Here is a 4,765-nt window from a genome sequence, read left to right as displayed (position 1 = left end):
GAGATGCGCGAGGATGCGATCCTCGAACTCGATCTGCTGGCCCTGATAGATGAGGTAGCCCATGACCTGCTTCTTCGGGTGGGTCCGGAAGAGGCAAAGGGGACGATGCCAGCCGAGGGCTTCACGACAACCGGAGTCTGTGCTCTCAGCATGCGCCGGTTAAGGGCGAACGCTTCGCTCAGTTAGCAAGCGCACACCCAGAGGAGCGGGCCGAGCGCCGGGGACGTTCCTCGACCCGCTCCTCGTGATCGGCGAGCTACTCCGAGATCCTCGTCAGGGTCCAGAGCTGGTCGGGCGACTGCACGTTCGAACCGGTCGACACCGGGTTCGACACGATCGTGGCGTTACGGCCATTGCCCGAGGAATCGTCTGCGGTGGCACCACCCGTCTCGTCGAACGCGTAGTGCGCGACATCGCCTGCGCCGGCCTGCCCGCCGGCGAGCGCTGCCACGTCGGATGATGTGAGCGCTCGGTCGTAGATGTTGAAGTCATCCACACTCGCGTTCAGGTAGGGGTCGTTGTATTCGGAACGGCCGATCCAGTCCTGCGTCGTGGCACCGAGTTGGCTCGGGTGCACCGTCATGGAGGTGTTCGTTCCGACCGGTGTGCCGTTCACGTACAGCGTTCCTGTCGTGCCCGAAACCGTCACCGTGAGCAGCGACCACGTGTTCAACGGCAGCGCCGATGTGCCGTTGATCACCTGCTCGCCGCCGGCACCCCTGGTGGTGATGGCGAATCGAGGCGCGGCCCCGGCGTTCACGGTGAGGAAGGCGTAGTCCGTCGTTCCTGTTCCGATGTCGAAGACGCGCGACCACTGCGTGTCCGCTGAGGGATTCACCCACGCCGAGATCGTGTAGTCCCCCGTGAGCCCGCTCAGGATGCCGTTCGGCATGCTGACGTACTCGCCGTTGCCGCACAGGGTGACCGCGCCGCCGATCCTGCCCGGGGTGCGAGGTCCCGTTGCCGAGCATGCGGATGTGAGCCGGCCATCCGCCCACTGGATCACCGCGGCGCCCGAGCTCGTGCTGCGCCCAGCGACGCCGAGCACGAGGCCGCTGTCGTAGTTGGCGATCTTGTCGTGTCCCGCATCGTCGGGGATCAACTGCCAGAGCTGGCCGGATGCCGCCGACGGCTTCTGCAGCACCGCAGCGGACCCGGAGTCCGTGCCCGCGACACCGAGCCGCAGCCCGCTGGCCTGGTTGGTGATCGTGTAGAGGCCGTTCGAGGCGGGTCCGATCGTCCAGTGCTGCGAGCTGGACTCGTCGGCATTCGCCTGCACGACGGCATCCGACCCGGAGGACGGCGCGAGCGCGAGCGAACTATTCGCATTGGTCACGCCGTAGGTGCCGGAGATGCCCGTCGCCTTCGTCGACTTCGAGATCACCAGGTGATATCCGTAGCTGGCGTTCATCGCGACCGGCACCGTGATCGAGCCGTCATCGGCCACGCGATACGTGGTGTCGGAGATCGCGATCGGTCCCGCCACCGAGGTGGTGCGCCCCTTCGACGGGGTGTACTCGAGCTTCACGTCGACGTTCCGGCCCAGGTGCAGCGCGTTCAGCCCGGTCACCTTCACGGCCGTCGATCCCGACCCGCCGCCGAAGATGACGTCGAGGCTCTTCTTGTCTGATGAAACGGATGCCGCACCATCCAGACCGCTGTTCGCCGGCGGTGTCGTGACGACCATGTTCCCCGTCATCGCCCCGTACCACGTGTAGAGCCAATAGGCGCCGTTCGGCGAGCCGCCGGTGTCGGTGAGGAGGTCGCCGAGCGTGCCGTAGTGGTTCCAGAACGCGAGCTCCGCGTTGTCGACCCCGTAGCGTTCGAACTTCGCGATGTACCCGACGAGCGCGCCGGGCACGCCGACCTCGGACGGGGTGGCGTACTCCTCGATGGCGATCGGCCGGGGCGTGATGCCGAGGCTCTTCTCGATCGAGGTGACGGTCTGGATGTCGCCGGCGATCTTGCTGGAGCTCTCCAACTCGTGCCACGCGATGATGTCCGGCACCGTGTCGGTGGCGACCGCGTTCTCGAGGAAGCTCTTCATTCCGGAGATGTTGTCCGAGTAGCTCGGTCCCTGGATCGGGATCGTCGGGTCGAGCGACTTGATCTCTCGTACCGTGCGCGTCCAGAAGTCGTTGAACGACCCGGCCGCAGCGGCGTTCCACGTCCAGTCCGGTTCGTTCCACGGCGCCAGCGCGGAGATGTTCGTGGCTCCGGATGCCTGCACCGCCTTCACCTGCGTGTCGACCGCGTTCAGCCAGTCCGGCCAGCTCACCCATCGGTATGGGAAGTTCGGATACCAGTCCGACATGCGCACGACGACCTTGGCGCCGGCTTTCGCGGCCTCGGGCGCCACCTTCAGCGCGTCGCCGGCGGGGGAGGGCTCGCCGTTGGGCAGCTGCGATCCACCCGGAGCCATCTGCACGAAGGTGTTCGGATGCAGCGGCTCGACCAGTGAGTCCGCCGGCGTCGTCGCGGTCGCCAGCCCGTACAGCGAACCGGACGCCACATGGGTGACCGGTCGCAACGTCTGATCGGCGCTGACCACGAGCGTGCTCGCCGACGTGGGATCAGCGGACGCGGAGGGCGCCGTCACGAGCGCGGCGGTGACGAGTGCGGCCGCCGCGCCAGCGGCGGCTATGCCGCGCCCAAGAGTAGTGCGAATCATTTCCTGCTCCTGCTCTGGAGAGAAACGGCCGACGCCAACACGGCGGCCGTTCGTGGATGCGTGAGGGAGCGCCAATGCACCCCTCACGGGACTTCGCCATGCCGACAGTTCCGACAGACCTCGTCGTCTTCGCGATCGGCATTCCGTGCAGCGCCGAGCATGAAGGTAACCCGTGCTCGTCGTGCACGTCAAGGGTTGACGCAAGCGCATCGATGATTCGACGAGAGATTTCGATAGGCGACCCGAAGCCGCAAATTTCCCTGAAATCAAGGCGATTCGGGCGATGAGTTGCGTCGAACCATCGACGTGCTTACACTCGCATCGACGCGCTTCGACGACGAGGAGAAACGATGACCACGATGGCAGACGTCGCCCGCCATGCGGGCGTTTCGGCCAGCACCGTGTCGTACGCGATCTCCGGAAAGCGACCGATCGCGCAGGAGACGCGCGACCGGATCGAGCAGGCGATCGCCGAGCTCGGCTTCGCCCCCAACGCGGGTGCACGGGCGCTCGCGTCCTCGCAGACGCACGTGCTCGGCCTCTTCGTGCAGTTCCTCCCCGACGAGTTCTCGCCGGCCATGCTGCAGTACGTTCTGCCGATCTCGGATGCTGCGCGCGCCGCCGGCTACGACATCCTGATGGTCACCGAATCCGACGGCGCTCACGCCCTCCAGCGCATCGCGTCGTCGAACATGATCGACGGCGTCATGCTGCTCAACGTCGCGCACGACGACGACAGGCTCCCGGTGCTGCGCAAGATCCGCCAGCCCGGTGCCATGGTCGGGCTTCCGCGTACCCCGGAGGGCTTCGACGTCTACGACCTGGACTTCGCAGAATCGGGCAGGGTGCTCGTCGACCATCTCGCTGCACTAGGGCACCGCGAGGTCGTGATGATCACGCCGAACGAGCACGTGTACGAGCGCGGCGGCGCGTATGCCTGGCGCTTCCGCGATGCGGCACTCGAGCGCGCATCCCGGCACGGCATCCGCGTGTTCTCCTACCCGGGGGAGACGCAGCAGCCGGGCGTGAACGAGCAGATCAACAGCATCCTCGACGAACGACCCGAGGCCACCGCGTTCATCGTGCACAACGACGCGATGATCGCCGCGCTCCCCTCGGTCTTGCACACGCGCGGCATTCGGGTGCCCGAGGACCTCTCCGTCGTCGGCATCTACTCCGAAGACTTCGGCCGACTGTTCTCCCTGCCGTACACGGCGGTGGAGTCGTCGCCCGACAAGCTGGGCCGTGCGGCGGTCCAGACCCTGATCGAACGACTTCAGGACCCCGACTTCTCCGGTGACCACGTTCTCGAACTAGTCGCACCGGAGATCACCGACCGAGGCAGCACTCGAGCTGTCTGACGGTCACGATGGCGCGCGCACGGATCAAACGCCGCTCACCACAGATCACATTTCAGAGAGGAAATACCGTGGACAAGACCCGAAAGGTCCGTGCCATCGCGGCGGCCGTCGTCGCGGCCGGAATCACCGCCGGCGCGCTCGCCGGATGCAGCAGCTCCGGTTCAGGATCCAGCAGCTCGGCAGGCGGAACGTACACGTTCTGGGACCCGTACCCGCAGTACAACGCCTCGTCGGACTGGGCGAAGGTCATCGACAAGTGCGGCAGCGACGCTGGCGTGAAGATCAAGCGCACCGCGTATGACACCAGCGACCTGACGAACAAGGCTCTTCTGGCGGGGCAGCAGAAGAACTCGCCCGACGTGCTTCTCGTCGACAACCCGGTGGTCTCGACGCTCGCGGATGCCGGCATCCTCACCACGACCACCGACAACGGTCTGTCGACGAGCGGCATCGCGCAGAACATCCTCGGCGCCGGCGTGATCGACGGCAAGACCTACGGCGTGCCGATCGGCGCCAACACGCTCGCGCTCTACTACAACCCGAAGGTGCTTCAGGCCGCCGGCGTCGACATCAGCAGCGTCACGGACTGGGACACGCTGACCGCTGCGCTGCAGAAGGTCGTGGCGTCAGGACACAAGGGCATCACGTTCTCGGCGATCGGCACCGAGGAGGGCTCCTTCCAGTTCCTGCCCTGGTTCTGGGGTGCGGGCGCCAATCTGAAGAAGCTCGACTC

The 4,765-nt window shown here is 66.1% G+C and carries 4 protein-coding genes; 3 read left to right on the top strand and 1 reads right to left on the bottom strand.

Annotated elements, in window-relative coordinates:
• On the top strand, nucleotides 1-186 hold a 186-nt coding region (locus ACTHNC_RS08855), incomplete at its 5' end, for a hypothetical protein (RefSeq protein WP_440294235.1).
• A gap of 70 nt (nucleotides 187-256) precedes the next feature.
• Here the strand turns inward: ACTHNC_RS08855 and ACTHNC_RS08850 are convergent.
• Nucleotides 257-2,671 carry a LamG-like jellyroll fold domain-containing protein gene (locus ACTHNC_RS08850; protein WP_440294234.1) on the bottom strand — a complete coding sequence of 805 codons (2,415 nt, stop codon included), beginning with the start codon at nucleotides 2,669-2,671 and terminating at the stop codon, nucleotides 257-259.
• Between the two features lie 350 nt (nucleotides 2,672-3,021).
• Here ACTHNC_RS08850 and ACTHNC_RS08845 point away from each other — a divergent pair, with 350 nt between their 5' ends.
• Together ACTHNC_RS08845 and ACTHNC_RS08840 are read left to right on the top strand one after the other, a co-directional pair.
• Nucleotides 3,022-4,032 carry a LacI family DNA-binding transcriptional regulator gene (locus tag ACTHNC_RS08845; protein WP_440294233.1) on the top strand — a complete coding sequence of 337 codons (1,011 nt, stop codon included), beginning with the start codon at nucleotides 3,022-3,024 and terminating at the stop codon, nucleotides 4,030-4,032.
• A gap of 68 nt (nucleotides 4,033-4,100) precedes the next feature.
• On the top strand, nucleotides 4,101-4,765 hold a 665-nt coding region (locus ACTHNC_RS08840), incomplete at its 3' end, for a sugar ABC transporter substrate-binding protein (protein ID WP_440294232.1).

This window comes from Humibacter sp. (assembly GCF_051954055.1).
In the GTDB taxonomy this organism is placed as follows: domain Bacteria; phylum Actinomycetota; class Actinomycetes; order Actinomycetales; family Microbacteriaceae; genus Humibacter.
Note: the sequence above shows the minus strand (reverse complement) of the source record. Positions and strands in the feature narration are given on the sequence as shown.

What these genes read in the sequence shown, in the direction of transcription:
- ACTHNC_RS08850 (WP_440294234.1), bottom strand. Translation starts at nt 2,671, where the DNA reads ATGATTCGCACTACTCTTGGGCGCGGCATAGCCGCCGCTGGCGCGGCG.
- ACTHNC_RS08845 (WP_440294233.1), top strand. Translation starts at nt 3,022, where the DNA reads ATGACCACGATGGCAGACGTCGCCCGCCATGCGGGCGTTTCGGCCAGC.